Here is a 26577-nt window from a genome sequence, read left to right on the forward strand (position 1 = left end):
AAAAATCTCCTCCTCAAACGGTAAAATGGTAAAACCTATCTGGAATTTTTTAAGGCCAATCTGATCAACTCCTCTAAAGTAACTCCTCCACCCTTTTCTTTGATGATCAGATCGATATTTTTCTCTGCCTGTGCTTTAGGAAAACCTAAAACCAGCAAAGCTGATAACGCTTCATTTCGCAAACTATTGCTTCGCACACCCGTGCCGGAAGGAGATTTTTCAAAGACGTCCTCCTTCTTGAGTTTATCTTTGAGTTCCAGGATGATACGTTGCGCAGTTTTGGCCCCAACACCCTTCACTCTCTGGATCAAATTCACGTCCTCACTCACAATCGCCTCGTGAATTTCGGACGGCGTAAGAGAGGACAGAATCATTAAAGCCGTGCCTGGTCCCACGCCGTTGATAGAGATCAAATCCAGAAACCGTTGCTTTTCCTGCATTTCGGCGAATCCAAATAGAATGTGGGCGTCTTCCTTCACCTGGAGATGGGTTTGTAAGATGCCGCTGTCCAGGTTCTTGATCTGGCTGAAGGTGTTCAATGAGATTCTTACTTCATAACCAATGCCGTTCACCTCCATCACAGTGTGATTCGGCTCCTTTTCGATGTACTTGCCTTTAAGGTATGTGATCATCCTATTGTTGGGCTTTTGCGCTTTGCGACTGGGCATCTATAACGGCAATAGCCACCATATTAAATATCTCTCTGATAGAGCTACCGACCTGCAATACATGGACGGCTTTGTTCATTCCTACCAGAATCGGCCCTATTGCCTCTGCTCCACCCAACTCCATCAACAGTTTATAGGCAATATTACCTGATGCCAGGTCGGGGAAAATAAGTGTGTTTGCCGAGTGCCCATTCAGAGAAGAGAATGGATACACCTCGCTGAGCAGCTCTGCATTCAATGCCACATTGGCCTGAAGCTCCCCATCGATGATAAGGTCCGGGTATTTTTTCTTCGCCAACTCAACTGCCTTCCTGGTTTTTTCAGGCACACCACCTCTTGAAGATCCGAAATTAGAATATGAAAGAACGGCCACTTTGGGCTCGTAGTCAAAATACTTCACAGCCCTCGCTGCCAGACCAACGATTTCAACAAGTTCCTCAGCCGTAGGATTAAGATTCACTGTGGTGTCAGCAAAGAAATACGTGCCTTTGGCATTGCTGATAATGTACATGCCCGCCACCCGGTTAATACCCTCCTCAACGCCAAGGATGTGAAGCGCCGGAAGAATGGTCTTCGGGTAATCGTTCGTAAGGCCAGAGATGAGTGCATCCGCAGCCCCGGTTTCAACCATCATAGCGCCGTAGTAATTCCGGTCGTACATCAGCTGCCTGGCATTGACCATGGTGATGCCTTTTCGCTTTCTTTTCTCAAAAAGCATGGCCGCATATTCGTGCCTTGTATCGGCTTCATGATAAGGATCAATGATTGGCGTGTCACGAAGATCAAGCTTGTTCTCGACCACCAAAGCTTCTATTCTGGCTTTGTTACCCAGCAAAATTGGGTAGCCTATTCCCTCATCAATCACCATTTGAGCGGCTTTCAATATCTTGGGATGATCGGCCTCTGCAAACACGACCCGCTTAGGAGCCCTCCTCGCCCTGGCGATCACTCTCGCCATCAAACGATTGTCAATACCTATGCGACTCTGCAGCTCCACCTTATAAGCTTCCCAGTCGTCAATCTTCACTCTCGCTACGCCTGAGTCCATGGCGGCCTTTGCCACAGCCGGAGAAATCGTAGTAATTAGCCTTGGGTCTAACGGTTTCGGAATCAGGTAGTCACTGCCAAAGGTGATTGGCTTGTTGCCATAAGCTTTGATAACCATTTCAGGCACGGCTTCTTTGGTCAGCTCCGCCAGCGCCTTCACGGCTGCCAGCTTCATTTCCTCATTAATGGCCGTGGCCCTTACATCAAGTGCTCCTCTAAAAATATAGGGGAAGCCCAACACATTGTTTACCTGGTTTGGATGGTCGGAACGACCTGTGGCCATCACAACATCATCTCTGGTGTCCATGGCCAGTTGGTAGGGAATCTCCGGATCGGGATTAGCCAAAGCGAAAACAATAGGCTTGTCAGCCATTTTCTTCAGCATGTCTGGTGTGAACACGTCGGCGGTAGAAAGACCCAAAAACATGTCAGCCCCAACAATCGCCTCATCCAAGGTGTCAATTTTCTTGTCAGTAGCGTACCGTGCTTTCATTGACTCAGGGTCGATTTTGTCCTTCCTGAGCACACCTTTGCTGTCGAGCATCACGATGTTTTCCTTGCGAGCACCTAGCCCCACGTACAAATCGGTACATGCCATTGCAGCGCCACCTGCTCCGTTGACTACTATTTTTAGCTCTTCAATCTTTTTTCCTACAACAATCAGCGCATTGAGCAAGGCTGCACTTGAGATAATGGCTGTGCCATGCTGATCGTCGTGCATGACAGGAATCTTCATTTGTTCCCTCAGCACTCTTTCTATTTTGAAGCTTTCAGGAGCCTTAATGTCTTCCAGGTTGATGCCACCAAAGGTCGGCTCCAGTGCCTTCACAATTTGAATAAACTTATCAGGGTCTTCTTCGTCCACTTCAATATCAAAGACATCAATGCCAGCAAATTTCTTGAACAGAACCCCCTTGCCCTCCATCACGGGCTTTGAAGCCTCCGGGCCAATATTGCCGAGTCCAAGCACAGCCGTCCCGTTGGAAATAACCCCTACAAGGTTGCCTTTGGCGGTGTACTTATAAACATCCTCTTTATTTTTTGCTATTTCTTTGCACGGCTCTGCCACGCCGGGCGAATAAGCCAAAGCCAGGTCAACCTGGCTGCTCATCATCTTTGTTGGACGTATTTCAATTTTTCCGGCGGGGCTGGAAGAATGGTATTCAAGGGCGTCTTCCTTGCGAATTTTAATGGCCATAAAAGTTAGGTGTCAGGTTAATGGGTAAAAAGCAAAACTAATAGGGGCTATCTACATAAACAATTAACGACCAGCAGCAGGTGCCGCCGATTGGGCGGGTTGAAAAGACTGCAATATCGCTTGAAATTCATTGATATAGTCCCTTTTTCTATCCTTGGAAGGTGCATACACATACCCTTCGATGTAATAGAGCCTATTCAGTACCTCGTCCACGAACGTATAGCTGATAAAAGGCCCCCCATTGGTCGAATCGCTTGTCTTCCAGAGGCCCCTGGTTTCCACAGCGTAGCTCCCTTTAAAATTGATGTTTTTCGTTATAAATGGGAGTACATCCTGGTAGGTAATGTAGATATTGTCTTTCTCAATGTCACGCAAATACTTCTCAGTAATTCTCGATCTTAAAGCAGTGATATCTTTAAACACTTCCTGATTAGTGTAAGGCTCATAGTAAACGAAGATCGTCTTGTCCACTTCTAAATCCAGCGCCCTCAGCCAAACAAAGTTTCCCTTATCTTGTGCTAGCTCGTAACCATAAGGTATTTTGAGTTTAAAATTATGGCGATCATAAAGCACATCCGCCAGGTCCTTCTCCTGAATCTTGAAGAGGTCGGCTTGCAGCCTTTTGTTCTCCACGTCCTCAAAGTACTGCCGCAAAATGTCGCCATTTTCCCTAAGCTTACGGATCAGTGATTCATCATCTTTTCCGAACAAGTAGAGTATTTCCTGACCCCGGGCGTAATTGTCTTTCCTCGTAAAATAGAACAGGTTTGGGTCCTCGTTTATTTTCGACAGCGACTCTGCGGTGTAATAACCTTTCATGATCTTTCCTGCCCTCGTATTATTATTGAGCGTGGTGACAAAAATCATGTTCTTAGCACTCTTTAGCACCCCATTTAGCGATTTTGGTGCTACCTGCTTTAAATCAAAAAGTGGTTCCTCTCTATTCAACCCAGGAATAACTAATTCGAAGGTTCGCCTCATCTCCGTTCCCAAAGGCCCGTTCCACTGAGCGCTATCCATCACGAGAATGATTTCTGCTGCATCGCCACGAGCTACCTGTAGAAGAGAGTTACCGTTGTCCGACTTGTCTTTTGAACCACAGGAAGACAGCAGCGCTGAAAACAGGAAACAAGCGAATATAAATTGAACTGTACGAGTCATGAGATATTCTATTAAAATTCGTAAGGGCCTTACGGCCCTCTAAATTAACAATTATAAACTTTTCGTCGCTACCCTGGACTACTCAATCAGTAGTTTTTGTCCAACATGTATCTTACTTGAACTCAAATTGTTGAGTTGCTTAATTTTTTCAATTGACACATTCCCATACTTCTTTGAGATGTCCCACAAGGTATCACCTGATTGCACCATATGATACTTTGACCCATCGGCACCCACCGATGCCGATATAACTGTGGACTGTGTAGGTACTTTGGCGATTGTGGAAGATGGCGTATAAAGGTTGGGCTTCGATTGATAATTGGGCAGCACCCAAATGTTGAGCGTTTGTCCCACCCTGATCATATTTCCTGAAATCCTGTTCCACTCCCTCAAGTCAGAAACTCTAACGTGATAACGCTGTGCAATAGTGCCCAATACGTCACCAGATTGCACCCGGTACCGGACATTTTCTCTTCCATAAGTACTGCCAGGCATATTCTGCGCCAATTTCTCTAAGTGTTCTTTTCCAACCTTACCGGCCGAGTCAAGCAGGAAGTCCATGTTTTCATAGACAAATTCCATTTTATCGGATGGGATTCTCAACGGATAGTTACTGACTGTCTCAGGAATAACACCCCTGATCAAATGTGGGTTCAGCTTAAGAATATCGTCGGCGCACAAACCTGTGAGGTTGGCAAAAGTTTCAATGTGCAAATACTGATCGATCATGACAGTGTCATAGGCCATCATATATTCCTTTTCATCGGGATACAGGTTATGAAACTCATTGAAATTCATTGTGTAGAGAATAGCGACGAACTGAGGCACATACGAACGTGTTTCTCTTGGCAGGTAGCGGTACACCTCCCAAAACGTCTTCTTGTAACCCGATCTTCTAATGGCCTTTCTTACGTTTCCGGGGCCCGAATTGTAGGCAGCAAGTGCCAAATCCCAATCCCCAAACATCCCATACAGCTGCTTCAAATACTTACAAGCCGCCTCTGTGGCCTTCTCGGGATCCATTCTCTCGTCAATGTACCAGTCTTGATGCAGCTTGTAAAAACGACCTGTGGCTGGCATAAACTGCCACAAACCGCCTGCACCAACTCTTGAGATGGCGTTGGATCTCAATCCCGATTCTACAATGGAGAGGTATTTAAGCTCTTCAGGGAGGTCGTATTCTTTGAGGTATTTTTCAAAAATTGGGAAATAAACCTCTGCTCTTTGCTGTACCGATCTGATGTAGTCACGGTTGCGAACAGTAAAATAATCGATGAAGGAAAAGACCCTTTCATTCAACTGAATTGGAACTCCTGAATTCAGACCGGCAAGTCTTTCTTCCACCATTTCGTAGGTGAAATCAGGAGAGTAATCGTAGGGGAGAATAGTTCTTGTGTCGACCACATCCAAAGACAGGGTATCTGCCTCAACTACTCCAAATTCGACATCACCCTGTCGGGCGTAGCCCAACAGACTGACAGAAAGTCCACAAACAATGGTCAATAGCTTTTTCATACAAATTCTTTTATCCCTTGTTCCTGGCATCAAGAATGTGCCTGGAAAACGCCAAAAGCTTTTCTTCTTGAAAAGCGTCAGCGATTAGTTGCAAGCCTATGGGCATTCCCTCATCGTCGTCGCCATACGGAATCGAAATAGCTGGCACTCCAGCTACCGATGCCTGCACGGTGAAGAGGTCGGCGAGGTACATTTCCAATGGATTTTTTGTATGCTCACCCAATTTGAATGCAACGGTCGGGGATGTAGGTAAAATAATAAAATCGTACTCCTTAAGTATATCTCTAGTTGCTTGTTGAATCAATTTTCGTGCCTTCAATGCTTTGGTATAAAAGGCATCGTAGTAACTGGCACTTAGCACAAATGTACCTAATAAAATTCTTCGCTGCACTTCTTTGCCAAAAGCCTCTGACCTCGATTTCTTATACATCGTCTCGAGATTCACATGCGATTTGCTCCGATAGCCGTATTTTACACCGTCGTACCTGGACAGGTTAGAGCTTGCTTCGGCCGTGGTTAGAATGTAATACGTGGGCAACACATAGTCGAGGTAATTGAACTCGACAGGCTCCACTGTGTGGCCATCCTTCTTCAGCCAGGTGATGGCATCCTCAACAGCACCTTTTACCGGTGCGCTTATTTCCGGCGAAGCCAACGGCTCCTTTAAATAGGCTATTTTGTATTTTTTATTATTGGAAAGAAGCGTTGAATAGGGCAGCACCGGTTCATGCGACACTGTGCTGTCATAGTCATCGTGGCCGGCCATTATTTCCAACACAAGAGCCGTATCTTGAATGGTGTGGGCGAAGGTACCTATGGTATCAAAGGAACTGGCATATGCCAAAAGTCCATACCTGGAAATTCTGGAATAGGTGGGCTTATAACCTACAATGCCGCAAAAAGACGCAGGCTGCCTCACCGAGCCCCCAGTATCAGTACCAAGTGACAACAGGCACATGTCGGACTGCACAGAAACGGCCGAACCTCCAGAGGAACCTCCTGGCACCCGCTTTTCACCGGCAGCATTCACAACCGGACCATATGCGGAGTTCTCCGAGGACGAGCCCATGGCAAACTCGTCGCAGTTGGTTCTGCCAATGATGATTGCGTCTTCATCGAGCAACCTCTGCACAGCAGTACCGGTAAACTGCGAAACAAACCCTTCAAGGATACGGCTACCTGCCTGGAGCTTATGCCCCTTGTAGCACAGCACGTCCTTGAGGCTGATAACCATACCTGCCAGGCGACCCTGCCTTCCGGCACGGATTTTTTCATCGACGACATCTGCTTTGGCTAGTGCTTCTTCAGCAAAAACTTCAAGAAAGACGTTGAGGTGACTTTTTTCGTTGATTACCTGCAAGTACTGCTCTACCAGCTGCTTGCAGGTGATGTTTCCAGATGCTATCGCCTTCTGAATCTCGGCTAGCGATCTATATGTTTTCAAGACTTAGGCTTATCTTCCTTTACTTCTTTTACTCCCTCTTGAATCTCATCTTTGATCTCCTTTGTCGCATCTTTAAATTCACGAATTCCCTTTCCAAGGCCTCTCGCAAGTTCAGGAATCTTCTTAGCTCCGAAGAAAATCAGGACGATGAACACTATAACTATCAACTCCCAGCCACCAGGCATCCCAAAGGCAAAAATTGTGTTCATAATATTATTTTTTAGTGTATTGTAATAACGTAAAGTTAAAGAGAATAATTTGGGATCAAGGGTTCATACTAGAAATATTTAAAGAAAGGCATCCCTCACTTTTTGGTCATGAGCCATTTCTCAGGGTCTAGCTTCTGGTTGTTCTTCCAAACCTGAAATTGTATCTCGGAGATCCCATCGGTATCGGTGAACACCTCCCCGACTATGTCACCAATTTTGACTTCTTGTCCCTTTTTGACATTTACTTTTTTCAGCCGGGCATATAAGGTATAGTAATCTCCATGCTTAATGATCACCACACTGTTCATTCCTGGAACAAAAGCCACGGTGGCTACAGTTCCATCAAAAACCGATTTTACGATTTCGTTTTGGCCGGTTTGGATGTCAATGCCCTGATTGTCAACCTCCACGCCTTTCAGCACCGGATGTGGGTGCCTGCCAAACCGTGAGGAAACGAACCCCGACGAGACAGGCCATGGCAATTTGGTTTTGCTGCCTTCAAAATTTGAGGAAATCAGCGGGGAAGTAACCGGGCTTTTGGCTGCCCTCTCCTTTTCCAGCTCTGCTTTGATCAGCTCCGCAATAAGGTTATCCAGTTTGTCGATGGCCTGCTTCCTCTGCGCCAGCTCGTTTTTTAGCTGCTTTTCCCGGCTGCTCAAGTCCTTTATTACTGAGCTCTGCTTGTCTTTCAAAGCAAGTAAGCTCTTGTTTTCTGCCACCTGACTGGCCAACAATTTCTGTTGTTCGGTTCGCTTGGCTTCAAACTCTCTTTTCTGGCCATTTAGCGCCTCGGTCACCCTTTTAATCTGAACCGCCTGTGTTTTTCGTGCCTCAGCATACTGAGAAAGGTAGCTAAGCCGACGTAAAAACTGACTAAAGGTTTGGGCGGAAAACAGGAAAGTGATCCGATCGAACCCATGCCGTGACTTGGAGGCGGCATAGATCATGGAAGCATACTCTTGCTTCAGCGCTTTGAGGTCAGCGTCCAGTGATTTGACTACCTGATTCAATTCATCAATGTCAGAGCCCAACAGATTAACCTCCTCTGATATCGAGCCGATCAGCATTTCCCTGGCTTCTATTTGCCTTGAAATAGCGCTCAACTGGCCTAATGTGCTCTTTTTCTGCGTTTCTGTTTCTTGCAGAATGGAGTGAGCTTCTTCGATTCGCTTGAGGTTTTCCTGCTTCTCTTTTTCTAACTGGCTCTTCGATTTTTGAGAAAATGAGACCTGCACTGAGAAAATCAGCGCCAGGAGCAACAGGATCGACAAGCGACTACTTCCGCTCATACTTTTGAGGAATATTAAACGGGAACTTCATTTTTTTACCGTCTTCAACGTCCGCTTTATTGTGCTCAATTTCTATTTGTGTATTGAAAGCCTCCGATGTGCCTGGCTTATTGTACACTAATGAAATCAACGATTGGAACGGAAAAATATGAAATTCATCAACTACTTGAAAATCAGAGTAAGTAATATTCAACGTATTGGTGGTAGGCAGGTCAACAATCGACAGCTTCTCCAACTTGGAGGTTTTGGTAGAAATGTAGTTATTAAACGTAACCTCTCCCTCCTTTTGCTCCACCATGGCATAATCGGTCTCTCTCACCACCCTTTCATTTTCCTGGATATTTCTGGGTGGGTTTCCTAAAAAAATCGACTCAAGCAACTCGTAGTCAATATTAAAATTATATTTCTCACTGAGTGCAGCATAGGTGTACACAAAATACACTTTGTTGAGCCTGTCCACCACCACAAGTGAATCTTTGGTGATAATGCCCCGGGCAGCTTCTATGCCCAACGCAGGAGTAAGGGAAAACCAAATAATGCTGTCTTTTCTTATCCTGATATTAGCGCTGGCGTTAATTTTATTGTCGCCCTCTGTGTAGTTGATCTTAGTCTTTGTGGAGAAGTAGTCAAAGTTTATTTCCTGGACGTCCAGCTTGTTCCTCTCCAAAAAGTCGAAGTAGGCCAGCTTTCTATTGCAGGAAACGAAAAGGATCAGGGCAATTAAACCTGCTTGGGGCAGCAGTCTATTCTTCATATAGTTTCCGGTCGGCAATTTTCTTATCAATTAGTTTCGTGGTGTCCTTCATTGATTTTGCTTTTTTCCATTGCTCCACTGCATCATCAATCTTACCCAATCGAAAAAGTACATCACCATAGTGTTCAACGATTGTGCCACTAACATTTTCTGCGTCAGCCAAGGCCTTTTCAAGGTAAAATTTCGATTCCTTGTAATCACCTCTCACGTAGAGTACCCAGGCATGAGTGTCAAGATAAGTCCCATTATCAGGATTTTTCTCTACCAAACGCTTCGACAGCTCAAGAGCCCTGTCCAGTTTTTCCTTTCTCAAAGAGAGATAGTAGCTGTAGTTATTGAGAACATAGTCGTTGTCAGAATTGATTTTCAACGCTTCTTCATAGGCGGCGTCAGACTTAGGATAATCCTCCAAGCCATTGTAAGCATCGCCAAGCTGGCCTATAATGAAGCCTGAAAGGTCGGGGTCGGACATTGCCAACTTTTTTCCTGCTTCAAGGTTATTAACAGCCTTTCTATAATCCTTTTTCACAAGGTAGGCTGTGCCCCCAAAATAATAAAGCAGCGCCTGATTGGGGAAAATTTCGATAGCCTGCTCAGCATGCTGGGCAGCCCCCTGATAGTCCTCCAGCTCCATTTCAATGGAAATTACATTTTGCCAAAGGTTATAGTTGGTGTTGTCGAGCTCGAGGGCCCTCAGGTAAAAACCTCTGGCTTTCTCCTTATTCCCCAGCCTAAACTCCAGGTCACCGGAAATGGCCTGCGCATCTACATTGTCGGGATGGGCCTCAATTAAATCTACAGCCAGCTCCTTGGCAGCGGTTTCAAGTTCGGGATTGGGAAGCTGAGCGATGTAACCAGCCAACAGCTGCACCTTGGCATTTACATTGAGCGAAGGATTAGAAAACGCATTGTGCAGCGACTCCATGGCCTTCTCCGTCTGCCCGCTTTTTCTATAAATTTCAGATAACCGGACACTGGCCTGCGCATTGGACGGGTTGTCTCTCAGCACTGCTTCCAGATAGGGGATTGCCTCCTTTTCTTTTTGGTTTGAAATAAGCACTTCGGCGAGCGTAAGCTTATAGTCCGACTCGTCGGGGTAGGTTTCAATCAGCTTTTGACCTTCTGCGATGGCCAAATCTATCTTTCCCTGCTGAATAAAAATCTGCTGCTTTTGATAGGTGATCTCTTCCAATACGCCAAAGAAATCTTCGGCCCTGTTGTATACATCGAGGGCCTTATCAAGTTTATCCTGATAGATATACAATGCCGCCAAATCGAAAAGATACGACTCGTTGTTAGGCAGCGTGCTTATCATTCTTTCATAAAGGCTGGCTGCCTCCTGAAAGTTAGACATGTTGGTGTAAATCTCGGCTGTTAAAAGGAAGTAGTATTTGTTGTCACTGTCGAGCTTGATGGCTTCATTGGCATGGGTAAGCGCTTTTTCAAAGTCGCCGGACTCGGCCAGAATTTGTGCCATCTTGTAGTGAACACCCGAGCTTTTCGGGTCAATGTCGTTGGAGAGACTGAACAGCTCATAGGCTTTGGCGTAGTCCTCCAGCATAAAAAACTTCTCCCCTTCTACGAAATAATACTCTGCCTGAAACCTATCGTTTTCAGATATCTCGTTGGGCACACCCTCTCTGGACTTTTTCTTTTTTCCCTGGGCTTGCAAATCAAATGAAAGCACTACCAAAAGAAGCGCAATGGCTCCTGTGGCGATAACTCTTTTAACTATGTGATCTGCATTTACCATATTCTTTGCTTCAAAACGGACGCCGGGAATCTGTAATACGTCTAAATTTGATCTTTGGGTATCTTGATCCTTATATTTTTCGCAGGCGTCCGTTACTTTTTACCTGTACTTCCGTATCCGCCCTCGCCCCTTTTTGTATCAGTTAAGGCCTCGCTTTCAACCCACTCTATTTTTTCGTGCTTTGCTATAACCATTTGAGCCACACGGTCTCCATGCTCAATGACAACCTCCTGATTCGACAAATTTACCAAAAGCACCTTTAACTCCCCCCTGTAATCTGCATCGATGGTGCCAGGCGAGTTGAGAACGGTAATTCCCTGCTTAAATGCCATGCCGCTTCGGGGGCGAATCTGCGCCTCAAACCCAGCAGGCAACTCTATATAAAGACCGGTAGCCACCAATTTTCGTTCCAAAGGAGCAAGCCTGACACCGTCTTCTAAAACAGCTCTCAAGTCGAGCCCTGCCGATAACTCAGTCTGATATTCAGGAAGTGAAAATGGCGATTTGTTAACTATTTTTACCTTCATAAGTAAAACAAGGCTGCAAAATTAAGAAATAAAACGCTTAGGTCGAGGCAAATCCGCTCTTTCCTTGACTAGTACAATAACAATAAAGCACGCAACTGCCAGATTGTTTACAACCAGTTCCAGCAAAAATGAGCTGAAGTGCAATTGGCTTGACCCCAAAGCCAGGGTGGAAGAAAGAATCAAGTAGAAAAGTCCGTTGGATACTTTATAAGGAACCGGGTAGTATTTTTCCCCCAAGTAGAAACTAACTACCGCCATTACCAGAAAGGTCAGGGTCGTGACGACTGCACTGCCCAAATACCCGATAACAGGGATCAATAATACATTTCCGACGACAGTAATTAATGCGCCAAGCAAGGCAATATAGGCACCGTAGTATGTCTGATCGGTGAGTTTATACCACACAGAAAGATTATAATAAATGCCCAGAAACAGGTAACCCATAAGCAAAAAGGGCACAATAAATAGTGCTTCACGATACTCCGACTGACGAAGAAGAAGTCCCAGCCAATTTAAATTGACGGAAATGCCCAAAAACACCAACGCCCCGAAAATGACAAACCACTTCATCACTTTGCTGAACAGCGCTGGGGAGTTTTTATCAGCGGCACTTGAAAAGAAGAAGGGTTCGGCGGCGTACCGAAAGGCCTGGATACCCAGGTTCATAAACACACTCAGCTTAAAACAGGCGCCATAAACCCCTGTGGCATAATCAGCGCCGCCGCTACCGTAGAAACCATCTGGTAACAGGTATTTAATCATCAATCGACCAAATGTCTCGTTGACCGTGCCCGCCAAGCCCATTACTCCCACTGGCAGGCTGTACGCCAATATTTGTCTGATCAATTTACGGTTCCAGTTGAACCTGGCAACCATAAGCTCCTTTGCCAGCAACGGAACCAGTAAGAACGTACCCAGGAAGTTGGCAATAAAAATGTATTCGATACCAAGAGAGGAGTCGTACCATGGCGTTATTAGGGGTTTCAGGAAAACGAAAGACTCACCCGAAATGACTGCCGGAGCGACCACTAGCAAAAAGATATTGAGCAGGATAGTGACCAGGATGACGAGAATCTTAATACTGGCAAACTTGATTGGCCGGTTCTCCAGCCGAAGCTTGGCAAAGGGAATGGACATAACAGCTTCTACTGCCAGTATCGCAGCAAACCACCTTATCCACGACGAATGATCCGGGTATTCAATAAATGAAGCTATTGGCTGAGCAAAGGCCCAAAGCGCAATTGTGAAAATCAAGGTAGTAAGCACTATCATGGTCATTACCTGACCATATGTGTTCTGCCCTTTAGTAATGTCTCTCGTGGAAAACCTAAAGAAGGTTGTTTCCAGACCATAAGTATAAATAACAAGCAGGAATGCAGAGTATCCGTAGAGTATGGTCATTTGCCCATACTCGCCCGGCTCAAAAATACCTGTGTAAAATGGCGTCAGCAGCCAGTTAAGCAGGCGGCCTACAATACTACTGACTCCGTATATCGCAGTTTGGCCTGCAAGTTTTTTCAATTGGCCCATATAAAGCCCGAAGTTACCTTATTCGCCTTTAAAAACAGGCTTGCGCTTTTCAAGAAAGGCAGTTGTCCCTTCAACGAAGTCCTCAGTGCCGCAGCACCTGGCAAAAGAATTGGCCTCTGTCTGATAGCCATCCTCATCAGCATTGTAAACGGCATTAACGCAGTCTATAACCATTCCGACTGCCAAAGGCGCCTTTTCAAGGATTTTTGCCATCAGGCTGTTGGTCTTTTCCATCACCTTATCGGCAGGAACCACATAATTTACAAGACCCAAAGTGAGCGCCTCAGCCGCAGAGATCATATCGCCGGTTAGCATGAGTTCGACTGCTTTTGCTTTGCCAATGAGTTGGGTCAGCCGTTGGGTGCCGCCGTAGCCCGGTATGATGCCAAGGTTGATCTCCGGCTGTCCAAACCTGGCGTTTTCTGAAGCCACTCGCATATGACATGCCATGGCCAGTTCACAGCCGCCTCCAAGGGCAAAACCATTAACTGCTGCAATGACCGGAATATGGCAATTCTGAATGAGGTCGAAGGTTTCCTGCCCATTTTCGGCAAATTTACGAGCATTAAGTTCGTTTATCTCTGAAAACTCTTTGATGTCGGCACCCGCCACAAATGCCTTCTCTCCCGCACCTGTGACAATGACACCTCTCAAATCTTTGGCATCATTAATCTCCTGAAAAGCTTGTTTCAGCTCCTCCATGGTTTGCTGATTAAGCGCATTCAGTTTGTCGGGTCTGTTAATAGTGATCGTCTTTACTGATCCGTTCTGCTCAACTAGTATATTTTTATAGCTACTCATAGGTTTCCATTTTAGGCTTCAAATACCGAAGCATTTCCGGCTGTATCGGACATCAAATAATTTACTTTTTTGCCAAAGTTCAAAATCTGCACTGCTAAGCTACACTCACACAGGCTCATTGGGTACTGCGAACACGCCGTGTACCAAACGCTTGCACCACTCAAACAAAAAGTTAGTTTTTTTTCAATTTCTACATAAATCTTACATCCGGCAAAGGACAACTAAATCCGGCCAAACACCTTTCTGCGTATGTTAAAATGAGGTTCAGAAAATAGGGCTTTCTATGAATGCTCCTAAAAAGTCGATAAACGCCTTTATACCTCACACAAGAAATTTTGTGGTCTGAAAGCAATGATTGACCTTTGTATTGTCCGAAAGGGAGAAGAATTAACAGCTATGAAAAACACTTCAAAAATCATTTTCACATTAGTAATTGCCGCCTTGAGCAACCAGTTTGCTGTAGGTCAGAAAGTGACAAGGGCACAAACTAAAACTAATGGCTTCTACCTTTGGACAACCAATGCCAACTGGACAGACAATACAGCTGTGCCAGTTTCCAACATTGGAGATACCTACAACTCAGGGGGCAACGAGCAAATCAGAATTGAAAAATATGTCACGAGAAATGGATCCCTGTCTTTCCGCAACATCGGAAATAACAGCAAGGAAATAGTTGTCAAGGATACGCTGGTGGTATATGGCAATATGACTTTTGACGCAAACAGCTATAGCCTAAAACTTCTATCAGGCGCAGTGCTGATCGTTTTTGGAGATTTTTCGGCAGCCAACAAAGTTACGCTGGACAACGGAGGGCTTTTGATCATCGATGGTAACATGACGCTGACTGGCGGAAATCAAGAATATACGGACAACAACGGTGGAGTCGGCAATCTGGTAGTAACCGGTACAATCAGCGGAAATGGAGATACTGCAGCGGCTTCAGCCGATAATACCACATTGTCCACACAGTCAACTGGCATCCAAGATTTTGTGAACGGCGCCGGAGTTACTCCACTTCCCATCGTACTTAGCTATTTCAAAGGAGTAAACTTGAAAAATGCCGTTAAGCTTTCGTGGGAAACAGCCTCAGAAGAAAACTTTGACCACTTCGAAATACAAAGATCATTCGACGGAAAAGACTTTGAAGTGATCGCTACCGAAAAAGGAAATGGCTTTACGTCAGAGAAACACCAATATTCATTTACCGACAATGACCCTGAGATGGGCATCAACTATTATCGTTTGAATGCCATTGACTTTGATGGTTCTTCAGAAATATTTGAAACGATCGCTGTAGAGGTTGCCCCTGACTTTAGCTCAGTCGCTATGTACCCTAACCCTAACAACGGAACCGAATTGCAGCTCAACATCCCTGAGGAGCTTCTTTACACCGCCTATAGCGTGACTATGACTGTATCAGATCTTCAGGGCAGAGTAGTAACAGCAAGCGAAGTCACTTCGTCTCATGTTTCTACTACCTTCGACCAAACCTTGCCCACGGGGATTTATTTGGTAACCATCCAAGCCGGAAAGTATTCTTCTACCTACAGGCTAATGGTTAATCAAGGATAAGGTTGGCAAGAATTTCAGTTGTCATTCTTTTCAAATCATATTTCGGCTCCCAGCCCCAGTCGGCCCTCGCATGACTATCATCAATGCTGTTGGGCCAGGAGTCGGCAATTTTCTGTCTGAAATCTGGTTCGTACGAAATGCTGAATCCAGGCACTTCCGATTTTATAGCTTCGTAGATGTCTTTTGGAGCGAAGCTCATGGCGTGCAGGTTGTAGCTGGATCTGATTTTAATCTTTGAAGACTGCTCCTCCATTAGCTGAATGGTGCCATCCACAGCATCTGTCATGTACATCATCGGCAAGAGGGTATCCTCTCTTAAAAAGCAGTTAAAGTCTTTTCCCTCTTTCGCCTTATAGTAAATGTCAACTGCATAGTCGGTGGTGCCACCGCCTGGCTTGGCCTTGTAGCCAATAAGACCCGGATAACGGATACTTCTAACGTCGACCCCGTATTTTAAAAAGTAGTACTCGCACCACCTTTCGCCCGCCAGCTTACTAATCCCATAAACCGTATTCGGATTCATGATGGTGTTCTGGGGTGTATGATTAATGGGAGAATTGGGACCAAAAACGGCAATCGAACTTGGCCAATAAACCCGCTCCAGCCTTCGTTCTTTCGCTATTTCTAACACTGTTAGCAGGCTGGTCATATTAAGGTTCCAGGCAAACATGGGATCGGCTTCACCTTTTGCCGACAACACCGCCGCCAGGTGATAAATCTGGCCGACCCTGTATTTCACTATCAATTCCGCAAGCCTTTTGCCGTCCATTGCATCCAGGTGTTCAAAAGGCCCAGATAGCAGGCTTTCCTTGGGTGCCGAAACATCGGTTGCGATAACCTTGTCGTTTCCATGCCTGGCTCTCAGCGATTCCGTCAGCTCCGTGCCAAGCTGGCCGCAGGCACCTATAATAAGGATCGTACTCATTCGTAAATTTTGAAGGGTTAATGTTCTGTCGGCAAAATTAGTAATATTGAGTACAAGCAAAAGTGCTTTCGACAAACACATTTTACCGCTGTCAATTAACTGCTGCCTTACTGAAAAGTTTCCTGTAGCCACCGAAAGCACTTATATTTGCCGAAAGGAAAAACCATGACTTTCAAAGAGTACCTGACTTCAAAAAAAATAGATGCCAAAGGATTCGCTCTGAGCGAATCGGAGCGTTTCATGGAACTCAAAAATATCTTTGATCAGGTTCACCCGGATAGCTTTACTGCTCAAAAAATCTTTCTGATCAATGGAATAAGAAGGAAATACCCCTTTGTGGAAACGGCTGAGGAAGCAAAGAAAGAAGTGTCCAAAGCGAAATTGATGAAGCCCAAACTTAGCATTACCCCAAAAAATAAGGAATAAGAAACTATGTACGATTCATTAAAGGAAAAACTGACCGCCGAACTTGAAGAGATTAAAAAGGCTGGTCTTTACAAAACAGAAAGAATCATCACCACTCCTCAGGGAGCTGATATCAAAACACAAGACGGCCGGGAGGTGATCAACTTTTGCGCCAACAACTACCTTGGGCTGTCGGCACACCCAAAAGTGCTGGAAGCGGCTAAAAAAAGTATCGACTCGCATGGCTTTGGCATGTCTTCAGTCAGATTTATCTGCGGCACACAAGACATCCACAAAACGCTGGAGAAAAAGATATCGGAATTCCTGGGCACTGAAGACACCATTCTTTATGCGGCAGCTTTCGATGCCAACGGTGGAGTTTTTGAGCCCTTGTTTGGGCCTGAAGATGCTATTATATCTGACGAGTTGAACCACGCCTCTATTATTGACGGTGTAAGGCTTTGCAAAGCACAAAGGTTTCGCTACAAGAACAACGACATGGCCGACCTTGAGGAGCAACTGAAAGCAGCAGCGGGATGCAAAAACAAAATTATTGTTACCGATGGTGTTTTCTCAATGGATGGTACCATTGCCAAATTGGCTGAAATTTGCGACCTGGCCGATAAGTACGGGGCAACCACCATGATCGACGAATGCCACTCAACCGGCTTTATGGGAAAAACAGGTCGTGGCACACACGAATTCAGAGGAGTGATGGGCCGCATCGAAATTATTACCGGCACTTTAGGCAAAGCTCTTGGGGGAGCATCAGGCGGCTTCACCAGCGGAAAAAAAGAGATTATTGAGCTACTCAGACAACGCTCCAGGCCCTACCTTTTCTCTAACACGCTGGCGCCAAGCATCACCGGTGCCTCCATCGCCGTTATCGACTTGCTTTCTGAAACCACTCAGTTGAGAGACAAGCTGGAGGCCAACACCAAATATTTCCGTGAGAAAATGACCGCCGTCGGTTTTGACATCAAGCCTGGCGAGCACCCTATTGTGCCCATCATGCTTTATGATGCTGTGCTTTCACAACAATTTGCTCAAAAGCTGCTCGAAAAAGGTATCTATGTTATTGGGTTCTATTTTCCCGTGGTACCCAAAGGAAAGGCGAGAATTCGGGTGCAAATTTCTGCCGTCCACGAAAAACATCACCTCGACAAAGCCATTGCCGCTTTCACCGAAGTGGGAAAAGAATTGGGCGTTTTGAAGTAGAGCCTTTTTTCGTAAACCTCATAACTAAGAAAGCCGATCGTTGGAACGACCGGCTTTCTTAGTTATACACTGGCCTTGGTTATTTTTTCTTTATAGCCTTTGTCCATACAGGAATCTGCGTATGGTTGATTACATTTTTAGAGATCATTCCTCCAAGTAGTACCCCAAGTCCTTTTCGGGGGTGGGTAGCCATGGCTATTAAATCAGCATTGTTTTGACCGGCAAATAGCAGAATGCCTTCCGCTTCGTCGGGATCATGAAACGTGTTCACTGTGTAATTTTCAAGCTTAAAATAATCCGCAAACTTCTGAATTCGCTCCTTCACTTCTTGGTCGTTGACCCAAACAGGCTCAAACACCTTTAATATATGAAGTTTTGCTCCGTACAACTTCTGAAGTGCTTTCAGGTCATTCATGATAACACCCTGCTCTTCCCGCAAATCTGACGCATACACAATATTCTTGATATTTACCAAATCCCGCCTGGCCTTCACGGTTATCACTGGCACGCTCGAAAACCGGCTTAGTTTCTCCGCATTAGAGCCCACAAAAACCTCGTCGAGACCGGAGGAACCAGAGGAGCCCATCACTACCAGGTCTGGCTTTTGATGCTCAATCACCTCAAATATCTTGTCAAAAGTCTTCCCAATTTTGACATCGAAGCTCATGGAAACCCCGGCATAGGCAGGGTCGGCCACCAATGCTTTCAAGCGTTCTTCGGTTTTCCTTATCAGTTGTACAATATAGATGTTCTCCTCAGGGGAGTAGCCGACTATACCCATCGTATTAAAACTGTAATCATGCGGATCTTCAATCACATTGACAAGGACTATCTCAGCACCTTTTTTTTGTGCCAATGGATAGGCCGACTCTAGGGCAAAGGTTGCTTCTTTAGAAAAATCAGTTGGGATGAGTATCTTTTTCATGATAGTGCCAATTATTACGAAGAATAAAGCTAAATAACGTAATATTTTGCATTTATGACATTCACCCGGCTGACCTGCTGAACTTTATCATTTAATCGGGGTTGAAAATATCTTAAGATAGTTATTTTTGGCAAATGAAGAATTTTGTAAAAAGCTATTACCTGGAATCTTTTGTTTGCTTTTTAATTGCCAATCTACTGTCTATTGCTGCCTTTGCTCAAGAAGCGCACTATCCCATTGTGAAAGGTCATGGCGGAATCTTTGACATTCAGGAAGCAACAGCGTTCCCCGACCCTACTCTACAGTACAAAATTGTTGTGGATATCAAAGAGGGAGCGGGTGGCCACAAATCGATCAACGCATCACTAAACAACCTGGCCAGAATTGCCAACCTGCACGGGATGGGGGGAGTGCCGAAAGAGAACATTGATATTGTGGCAGTTATACACGGAGAGGCGACCATATCTATTCTGTCTGACATCTCTCACGAAAACAGATACGGAACGCCCAATCCAAACACCGACCTTATTCGTGCTCTCTTAGAAGGAGGAATTAAGCTATTTGTGTGCGGGCAATCGCTGAGAGCAAGGAAAATTGATGCCAGAGAGCTAACTCCTGGCATTGCCATCAGCCTTTCGGCCGTTACTTTGGTGACAACTTATCAGCTGAAAGGCTATGCTGTGCTTAGTTATTAGCCTATGCGAAAGTTTTTTTTAACCACTACGCTCATTCCAGCACTGATAACAATGCTGGGCTCATGTGGCCCTAATAATTCCAGCAAGGAACCAGCTAGTAAACCAGCCGCCTCTAAGCCAACCTCACTCACGTCTATCTCTACTTCGCAGGGGCCATTAACACCCCAAAGCACTCTTGACATCTCCGTGTCAATCAAGGGTGACTCCGTACAACTTGATTCCGTCGTCATTTTTTTTGAAGCCGTCCGTCTTGCCTCTTCGCAAGCTACGAGCCTGTCTGCGTCGTTGGCACCGCTTCCTTTGGGTAAACAAACACTAACGGCAAAGCTGTTTCTGAACAATGGCGTAACAGAGCAGCACGCCCTTCCCCTGACCTTGCTTGCACAAACGCCACCGCAAAAATTTGATTTCAGAAAGCTCGAAACTTACACTCACGACCCCGATGCCTACACGCAAGGTCTCCTTTATCATGATGGCTTCCTTTATGAAAGCACAGGGACAAGGGGTGAGAGCACGCTTCGAAAAGTCGACATTTTAACAGGGAAAGTGCTGCAGCAAACACCGCTGGATAGCAGGTACTTTGGCGAAGGGCTTGCTTTTTGGGACAACAGCCTGATCCAGCTTACCTGGACGTCAAACATCGGTTTTGTGTACGACATAGAAACCTTCGAACAAAAGAGAACCTTCAACTACCCTACTGAAGGCTGGGGGCTCGCATCGACCGACACTGAACTCGTGATGAGCGATGGCACGGAGTACCTCTATTTCCTTGATCCGGTAACACTGGCAGAAACAAGGAGAATTCAGGTGTACAATCACCAGGAAAAGATATTGTACCTGAATGAGCTTGAAGTAGTGGGAGGCTTGATTTACGCCAATGTGTACCAGACAGATGTGATTGTGATGATTGACCCGGCCAGCGGTGCGGTGGTAGGCGACGTTTCCCTCGAAGGCATCTTCAACAAACAAGGGTATAGCAGAAGGCTCGACGTGCTGAACGGAATTGCCTGGGATGAGAAAGGGAAGAGACTCTTTGTTACCGGCAAATGGTGGCCCAAATTGTATCAAATCGAACTGTTCAAAATTCAATCATAAATCAACTAAATTATGAGTCTAGACACAGCAACTGCCAGGGTAGTGGAAATGGCAAAAGAAAACGGGGGCGCCATTGGCAACTCAGTGAAATTTGCTTTTCAGGAAGGAGTTATTCTTTTGGACGATACTGTGAGCCCAACGAAAGTTTCTAATGACGACACTGATGCCCAGTGCACCATTAAAATGGAACTTAAAGACTTTGTGAAGCTACTTGACGGAGACCTGGACCCGATGAGTGCATTTATGGGAGGTATGATGAAAATTGAGGGCGATATGACCATTGCCATGAAATTGACCTCACTTTTTTAAGAATTGACCGAAAAGTTTGCTTGAAAGCTTTCGGCACAAAGTAGGCGGGGCGTTGTGTTTTGAAGAATAACCAACCCAATAGTTAAATGAGACAATTAGTCAAGAAAAAAGGAGAACCGATGTACGGTATTTTCACGGCAAGGGGTCGTGATGCCTCCCGGCTGGAGCAGCTAAGCGACTGTGTGTTTGCCCTGGCTATTACTATGTCTCTTTTGTCTACCCAGGCGCCCCGAAACTTCGACGAGTTGACACTTTTTATTTCAGACGTAGTTCCGTTTACATTGAGTATGGTAGCGGTCATGTGGATTTGGCATGGTCACTACCAGTTCTTTATGCGTTATGGGCTAAGGGACATGAGAATCATCGTGCTGAACACCTTTATGATGCTCATTGTACTATTCTTTATATACCCGCTCAAATTCCTCAGCACCTGGCTGGTGTCCTATTTCACCCTTCTCGCCAAAGCATTGCTGATCAGTAATGAATACTTCAGAGAGCTGAATCAAATGGGCACGCAGATGATCCCCTGGAACGATATGCCCGAGCTGATGATTATCTACGATTGCGGCTTTCTGTCGATATACATAACCCTCGTTCTAATGTATCGGCACGCAATCAAAAATAGCGATCCTCTAAACTTAAGTGAAGCGGAGATCCACGCTACTAAATCCATTATCGCTCATTACACCGGCATAGTTGCTATCGGTCTCATTTCATTGTTCATTGCCCTACTCGGCTTCCTGATCGACTGGGAGTTCTCCGGGCTCTTTGCCGGGGTTATCTACGCTTTGATTGGGCCTGTCTCCTATTTCATAGGACGCAAATATGATAAGCCACCCCTCAACTCCAAGAGTGACCATGCATAGTTGCCTATCATATGTCCATAGTCCCCGCCACATTTGATCAAAGGCTGCTTGCTCAGTCCATCGATATCACCTTCCTGCTCCCTTTTCTATTCATACTCGACGGACTTTGGGAAACAGACTCTAACTGGTTTTGGGCAGTTTGCATTTTATTGTACCACGGCTATGCTGTGGGAATGGAGGCATCGGCACTCAAGGCCACGGTAGGCAAAAAAATGGCGGGATTGAGCGTACGAATGGAGGACGAAAGACCTGTTGATCTTAAAAATGCAGTTGTGAGAAATTTGTGCAAATGGGTTTCGCTGTTGCCCATTTCAGCTGGCTTTTTTATGATCTACCTACGGCGTGATGCCAGATCATTTCACGACATCATCTCCAAAAGTAAAGTGGTGTCGAGTTCCAATTAACCACCCAAACAGCCAAATCAAAAAGTAAAATAATTAGTTGGATAAATTTAATAAAACAACGTAGTTTCGGTGTGGTTTAAACGACCCACCTATATAAGGAATAAATCTATTCACCATGGCGAGATCAGGCGTTAAGCAATTTGAAGAGTTTTTTGAAAAGATCATTTTCTGGGGGCGCTGGGTGCAAGCTCCTATGTATCTGGGGCTTCTCTTCGGTTCTTTTATGTATCTGTATAAGTTTTTCGAAGAACTCTATCACCTTTACGATGGGGTGGTTAGCTACACAGAGGCTCAGGTGATGCTTGGCATCTTGGGTTTGGTAGACATCAGTATGGTAATGAACCTAATTGTGATGGTCATTGTCGGTGGCTACTCCATTTTTACCAGTAAGATTGACGTTGATCACCACGAAGACAAGCCGCAATGGCTTGAAGACCTTGATGCTGGCAAGTTGAAAATTAAGCTGGCTTCTTCGCTGGCATCCATTTCAGGTGTTCACCTGCTCAAAACTTTTATTGATGTTAGGGGTGCGAGAGACATGGAAGGCAATGAAGGTATCGTAGTCGAAATCGCTATCCACCTAACTTTCATCGTTTCTGCTTTGCTTTTAGCCTACACTGAGAAAATCCAGCACTCATACCATGGTCATGGCGCTGCTGAGGGTGGTGATAGCCACTAATAAAAACCCATTGTAAAATATTTGTCAGGGCGCTGAATTCTTCAGCGCCCTTTCTTTTTCACAAAAAAAGCCACCTTTCGGTGGCTCTCATTTAGATTAGGTTGGTTAAATACCTATTCAATTTAGGTAAATTATTGAATATCCGAAACAACCTAACTCGTTTTCCTCTCGGGTTATTACTCAACCAGGAGGCTATATCCTCACTCGATCAGCTGAATCTGTGCCTCTTTTACTTTTTCTTTATAGGTGCTCCAATCAGTCTGCACAAACTTACCAATGTCGGCTATCGGCGCTTTCACGGCCTCTTCAGCCTGCTTCAAAATCGTCTCCTGCGTCGGGGTGGCCATCATATAGGTATCTCCAAGGTGATTGGCTGCCAGGTTGATGATTGCCTCCACAGTTGTGGGATCTCTATATATTCCCTGCATGTCCTCTTTACCAAAAATAGGCTCCCTTAATGCTTTCACCTTTGCTTTGATGTCTCTTCCGGCCCTTTTAAGCTCTTTAGAAGCATCATCTTCTCTATCGGCCAGTAGCTTATCAACCCTCTCAACAGCAGCTAACGCTTCCCTAAGGTTATCCACGGCAATAGTTAGCTGGGTCACGGAAGCCTCCCACCGCTTGATCATAGCCAGCTTTCTCTCTCGTTCCTGAGGGGTTATTGGTGTTACCCTTGGGTCGCTAAGAACTTTCACCTCCGTTGTCGCTATTTCTTCACCATGAACCACTTTCACAGTATAAGTGCCGGGCACGGCGGTAAAGCCACCACCATCAGTAGCTCCCGGCTTTGGCTTTGATGTGTCCGGTTCTCTTACCTCTTTGTACCGGAGGTCCCACGAGGCTCGGTTGAATCCTTTTTTGGCATCCGCATACAGCGTACGAACAACCTGCCCCTCCTGGAGTATTTCTATCTTAACACTATCTTTTTTTCCGGCCGTCTCTTTCACGTAAAAGGAAATCAGGGCTCCGTAAGGTCTGTTCTCACCAGCAAAAAGTCCGTCACCAGTGGCACTGTATCCCTTAGCCCCTCTTGTGGTGCTTGCTGCATAAGCATCAGGCACATCAAATAACGCTAATGGCTTGTCGAGCAATTGCTTTCCCTGGGTAGCCAGTGCTCTCATCGGGCGAATATCGTCGAGCACATATACCGAACGCCCGTACGTGCCAATTACCAGGTCATGATCTCTTGGATGAATGACCAAATCCATTGTCGATGCCGTTGGGTAGCCATTTTCCCACTTCACCCAGTTGGAAGCGCCATCAACCGTCATATACAGCCCAAATTCAGTTCCGACGAACATAAGCCTGGGCTCGATCGGATCCTGTACAAAGGAATGAACAAACCCTCTTACGGAGTTTTCATTCACCAGACGCTTCCAGGTCTTCCCATAGTCTTTCGTTTGAAACACCCATGGCGTCCAATCGTTTCTCCGGTAGTTGTTAATCACCACGAAAGCTTCCCCTTCACTGTAGGTGGATGCGTGCACCTGATTGACCCAGGAACCCTCAGGAACTCCTTTAATGTTCACCGCAACGTTGATCCAGGTTTTTCCATTGTCTCTCGTTAGCTGAACATTGCCGTCGTCGGTTCCCACCCATATTATGTCCTTGCTGAGGCTACTTGGCGACACCGCCAAAATCGTTGTGTGGTTTTCTGCGCCTGTCACGTCATAGGTAATGCCCCCACTTTCGAGTTGCTTTTGCTTTGCAGGATCATTGGTGGTGAGGTCGGGCGAGATAATCTCCCAGGTCTTCCCCTTATCTGCCGAATAATGCAGAAACTGACTTCCCATATAAACGCCGTTGGCGTTGTGTGGATCCCTTGCTACGCCGGCATTCCAGTTAAATCTGAGAAAGGTGCCATCAGGGTGCACAGGCTGCCTGAACTCGGAGTCGCCTGTTACCTTATCATATAGCTGAATATTTCCTTTTTGTGATTGAGCAAATCCGTACCGTGAGTTTTCCAGGTCCGGAATCACATCAAAACCGTCGCCTCCACCTATGCGGGTCCACTCAGAGTTATATATGAGGTTATTATTATCGCCCCTCCCTCTGACATACACACTGCTCGGCCCCGTCCACGATCCATTGTCCTGCAAACCACCATATATATTGAACGGAATATCGTTATCTACACTGACGTGATAAAACTGCCCTAAAGGCAGATTCTCGGGAAAATACCAGGTTACACCTTTGTCTCTGGTTACACCCATTCCACCGTCATTTCCGATGAGCATGAAGCTTGGATCATCGGGGTGAATCCAAAAGGCGTGGTTATCGCCATGAAGCCGACCCACATTTGTGAAGGTTTTGAAAGTCTTTCCACCATCCTCGCTTACTGTGGTGCCACTAAAAATATTGTAGATTCTGTTCTCATTCGATGGGTCTACATAAATCTCCGCATAATAAAACGGCCTGTCTCCAATATTTTTGGTGGTCACCAACTTCCATGTAAACCCACCATCTTCCGACTTGTAGAACCCGTTCTTTTTTGCCTCAACAATAGCGTAGACAACTTGTGGCTTTCCCGGCGCTATTGCCAGTCCCATTTTACCCAGCTCACCTTCAGGCAGTCCATCCTCACTGGTAATCTTTTTCCAGGTTGTTCCTGCATCCATCGTTACATACATTCCTGAGCCCGCACCACCAGACTTAAAGAACCAGGGCCACCTGCGAAACTCCCACATATTGGCAATGAATTTATTGGGATTGGTTGGATCACGCACCATCTCACCTATTCCCACTCTTTCATTTATGTACAAAATTTTACTCCAAGTCTTGCCCCCATCCGTCGTCTTATACACACCTCTGTCGGGAGTGTCTTGCCAGGCAGACCCCTGCACACCGACGATCACTACCTCGGGGTTGAAAGGATCAACAAAAATCCGGTGAATATTGCGGGTGTTTTCCAACCCCATGTGCTTCCAGGTGGTGCCACCGTCATTCGACATGTATACCCCATTTCCTGAGTTGTGGCTGTTTCTGGGATTCCCCTCCCCCGTGCCAACCCAAACAATATTTGGATTTTGCTGGTAGATACTAATTGCACCGATGCTGGTTACTGGCTGATCATCGAAGATTGGTGTCCACTTATAGCCTCCATTCTCTGATTTCCACAGACCGCCGGAGGCCGACCCAACATATATAATGTCTGGGTTGGATAAGTCGACATCGAAAGAAGTTACCCTCCCACTCATTCCAGAAGGGCCGATGCTTCGTGCCGACAAACCCTGGAACAACTCACTATTGATAGCCTGAGCACTAATTAGCCCCGGCAAAAAAAGTAGAATCAGGCTTAACTTCAAGAAAATTCTATCCCGCATAATATTGAGTTAGTTGATATGCGACCAAGTAAACACCAATCGGCTGTCCATAAAAAAGCTAATTATATGAGTGGTGATCCAGGCAGCCCACCGTTGGTAAATGTATTTTTCTGTTCGTCAGCCACTTACAGAGTGGCCTACCTACTGGAAGTTTAAACATTCGAAGAATAGTCCTTCAGGTCAGAGTGAGGACAGCGCTTGAAATTTGCACCCTGTCGGAGAAAATAATTTTGGCTCACTATTAAGAATGTTCGCATTCTGGCAT

General features: G+C 45.7%; 24 protein-coding genes. 9 read left to right on the plus strand and 15 right to left on the minus strand.

Annotation, left to right across the window (positions count from 1 at the left end; genetic code table 11):
• Positions 1-35: 35 nt before the first annotated feature.
• From ruvA to AAC052_RS17620, 12 genes are all read right to left on the minus strand, one after another.
• The gene (gene ruvA / locus AAC052_RS17565) at positions 36-632 is read right to left on the minus strand and encodes a Holliday junction branch migration protein RuvA (RefSeq protein WP_339814832.1); all 597 of its coding nucleotides are present in this window, start codon (positions 630-632) and stop codon (positions 36-38) included.
• A 1-nt stretch (position 633) separates the two neighbouring features.
• Entirely contained in the window at positions 634-2913 is a 2280-nt protein-coding gene (locus AAC052_RS17570; RefSeq protein ID WP_317488291.1) for an NADP-dependent malic enzyme, read from the minus strand.
• 63 nt (positions 2914-2976) lie between these two features.
• Complete coding sequence (locus AAC052_RS17575; protein ID WP_339814833.1) at positions 2977-4074, minus strand: DUF4837 family protein; 1098 nt, start codon at positions 4072-4074, stop codon at positions 2977-2979.
• Between the two features lie 78 nt (positions 4075-4152).
• On the minus strand, positions 4153-5589 hold the full coding sequence (locus AAC052_RS17580) for a LysM peptidoglycan-binding domain-containing protein (protein WP_339814834.1): 1437 nt from the start codon (positions 5587-5589) through the stop codon (positions 4153-4155).
• A 10-nt stretch (positions 5590-5599) separates the two neighbouring features.
• Positions 5600-7033, minus strand: coding sequence for an Asp-tRNA(Asn)/Glu-tRNA(Gln) amidotransferase subunit GatA (gatA, locus tag AAC052_RS17585; RefSeq protein ID WP_339814835.1), 1434 nt, complete (start codon positions 7031-7033; stop codon positions 5600-5602).
• Positions 7030-7242, minus strand: coding sequence for a twin-arginine translocase TatA/TatE family subunit (locus tag AAC052_RS17590; RefSeq protein ID WP_152001014.1), 213 nt, complete (start codon positions 7240-7242; stop codon positions 7030-7032). Before AAC052_RS17590 ends, gatA begins: the two co-directional genes overlap by 4 nt.
• Before the next feature lie 95 nt (positions 7243-7337).
• Positions 7338-8531, minus strand: a complete 1194-nt coding sequence (locus AAC052_RS17595) for a peptidoglycan DD-metalloendopeptidase family protein (protein WP_339790271.1) — start codon at positions 8529-8531, stop codon at positions 7338-7340.
• Complete coding sequence (locus AAC052_RS17600; protein WP_317488296.1) at positions 8518-9285, minus strand: DUF4292 domain-containing protein; 768 nt, start codon at positions 9283-9285, stop codon at positions 8518-8520. Before AAC052_RS17600 ends, AAC052_RS17595 begins: the two co-directional genes overlap by 14 nt.
• Positions 9275-11038: a tetratricopeptide repeat protein gene (locus tag AAC052_RS17605; protein WP_339814836.1), complete on the minus strand. Its 1764-nt coding sequence runs from the start codon at positions 11036-11038 to the stop codon at positions 9275-9277. Before AAC052_RS17605 ends, AAC052_RS17600 begins: the two co-directional genes overlap by 11 nt.
• A gap of 92 nt (positions 11039-11130) precedes the next feature.
• Positions 11131-11565 carry a dUTP diphosphatase gene (dut, locus tag AAC052_RS17610; RefSeq protein WP_339814837.1) on the minus strand — a complete coding sequence of 145 codons (435 nt, stop codon included), beginning with the start codon at positions 11563-11565 and terminating at the stop codon, positions 11131-11133.
• A gap of 21 nt (positions 11566-11586) precedes the next feature.
• On the minus strand, positions 11587-13095 hold the full coding sequence (locus tag AAC052_RS17615) for a polysaccharide biosynthesis C-terminal domain-containing protein (protein WP_339814838.1): 1509 nt from the start codon (positions 13093-13095) through the stop codon (positions 11587-11589).
• A gap of 18 nt (positions 13096-13113) precedes the next feature.
• A complete protein-coding gene (locus AAC052_RS17620; RefSeq protein ID WP_317488300.1) occupies positions 13114-13896 on the minus strand; it encodes an enoyl-CoA hydratase-related protein in 783 nt (260 codons plus the stop codon).
• A 396-nt stretch (positions 13897-14292) separates the two neighbouring features.
• On the opposite strand from AAC052_RS17620, the gene AAC052_RS17625 reads away from it, so the two are divergent.
• Entirely contained in the window at positions 14293-15468 is a 1176-nt protein-coding gene (locus tag AAC052_RS17625; RefSeq protein WP_339814839.1) for a T9SS type A sorting domain-containing protein, read from the plus strand.
• Here AAC052_RS17625 and AAC052_RS17630 read toward each other — a convergent pair.
• Entirely contained in the window at positions 15455-16393 is a 939-nt protein-coding gene (locus AAC052_RS17630; protein WP_317488302.1) for an NAD-dependent epimerase/dehydratase family protein, read from the minus strand. The two genes, AAC052_RS17625 and AAC052_RS17630, sit on opposite strands and share 14 nt — an antisense overlap.
• Before the next feature lie 165 nt (positions 16394-16558).
• On the opposite strand from AAC052_RS17630, the gene AAC052_RS17635 reads away from it, so the two are divergent.
• Together AAC052_RS17635 and kbl are read left to right on the plus strand one after the other, a co-directional pair.
• A complete protein-coding gene (locus AAC052_RS17635) occupies positions 16559-16819 on the plus strand; it encodes a hypothetical protein (protein WP_339814840.1) in 261 nt (86 codons plus the stop codon).
• 6 nt (positions 16820-16825) lie between these two features.
• Positions 16826-18016, plus strand: a complete 1191-nt coding sequence (gene kbl / locus AAC052_RS17640; RefSeq protein ID WP_317488304.1) for a glycine C-acetyltransferase — start codon at positions 16826-16828, stop codon at positions 18014-18016.
• Positions 18017-18095: 79 nt separating this feature from the next.
• On the opposite strand, the gene AAC052_RS17645 is transcribed toward kbl, so the two are convergent.
• The gene (locus AAC052_RS17645) at positions 18096-18941 is read right to left on the minus strand and encodes a universal stress protein (protein WP_317488305.1); all 846 of its coding nucleotides are present in this window, start codon (positions 18939-18941) and stop codon (positions 18096-18098) included.
• Positions 18942-19075: 134 nt separating this feature from the next.
• Here AAC052_RS17645 and AAC052_RS17650 point away from each other — a divergent pair, with 134 nt between their 5' ends.
• The 6 genes from AAC052_RS17650 (at position 19076) to AAC052_RS17675 (ending at position 22989) form a co-directional block, all read left to right on the plus strand.
• Entirely contained in the window at positions 19076-19636 is a 561-nt protein-coding gene (locus AAC052_RS17650) for a DsrE family protein (protein ID WP_317488306.1), read from the plus strand.
• Between the two features lie 3 nt (positions 19637-19639).
• Positions 19640-20731 carry a glutaminyl-peptide cyclotransferase gene (locus AAC052_RS17655; protein ID WP_339814841.1) on the plus strand — a complete coding sequence of 364 codons (1092 nt, stop codon included), beginning with the start codon at positions 19640-19642 and terminating at the stop codon, positions 20729-20731.
• 12 nt (positions 20732-20743) lie between these two features.
• Positions 20744-21040 carry an SCP2 sterol-binding domain-containing protein gene (locus AAC052_RS17660; RefSeq protein ID WP_317488308.1) on the plus strand — a complete coding sequence of 99 codons (297 nt, stop codon included), beginning with the start codon at positions 20744-20746 and terminating at the stop codon, positions 21038-21040.
• Positions 21041-21126: 86 nt separating this feature from the next.
• Positions 21127-21906, plus strand: coding sequence for a TMEM175 family protein (locus AAC052_RS17665; RefSeq protein ID WP_339814842.1), 780 nt, complete (start codon positions 21127-21129; stop codon positions 21904-21906).
• Positions 21907-21917: 11 nt separating this feature from the next.
• Complete coding sequence (locus tag AAC052_RS17670) at positions 21918-22310, plus strand: RDD family protein (RefSeq protein WP_339814843.1); 393 nt, start codon at positions 21918-21920, stop codon at positions 22308-22310.
• Between the two features lie 115 nt (positions 22311-22425).
• Complete coding sequence (locus tag AAC052_RS17675; RefSeq protein ID WP_317488311.1) at positions 22426-22989, plus strand: TIGR00645 family protein; 564 nt, start codon at positions 22426-22428, stop codon at positions 22987-22989.
• A 200-nt stretch (positions 22990-23189) separates the two neighbouring features.
• Here the strand turns inward: AAC052_RS17675 and AAC052_RS17680 are convergent, their stop codons facing one another.
• Entirely contained in the window at positions 23190-26312 is a 3123-nt protein-coding gene (locus AAC052_RS17680) for a hypothetical protein (protein WP_339814844.1), read from the minus strand.
• Positions 26313-26577: the final 265 nt, after the last annotated feature.

The sequence above is a fragment of the uncultured Imperialibacter sp. genome, from assembly GCF_963974565.1.
GTDB lineage: Bacteria > Bacteroidota > Bacteroidia > Cytophagales > Cyclobacteriaceae > Imperialibacter > Imperialibacter roseus.